A 221-nucleotide genomic window follows, 5' to 3' on the forward strand; every position below is an offset into this window, starting at 1 on the left:
AGGAATAGCAACACGATATGATAAGCTAAAGTGTAGCTATGAGGGGGCAGTTGCATTAGCTTGTATATTTATTTGGCTACCTTTATCGGGTAAATTCTATACTTGAAATGTGGCGAATTCAAACATGAGGTGCGACAGTTTGAAAAGTCTTATGATAATCAACAAGCTGAGCAAATTTCTCTAATGGTGTAAGCCAATCTAACGCTTTTCTAGGACGAGTA

Annotated in this window: 1 pseudogene; it reads left to right on the forward strand. The window is 37.6% G+C overall.

Features of this window, described 5'->3' with window-relative positions:
• Positions 1 to 106 (forward strand): annotated as a pseudogene (locus WFH18_RS18330) (IS5/IS1182 family transposase); the annotation flags it as partial.
• Between the last annotated feature and the right edge of the window lie 115 nt (positions 107 to 221).

It is taken from the genome of Acinetobacter sp. USHLN143, from assembly GCF_037145695.1.
GTDB lineage: Bacteria > Pseudomonadota > Gammaproteobacteria > Pseudomonadales > Moraxellaceae > Acinetobacter > Acinetobacter fasciculus.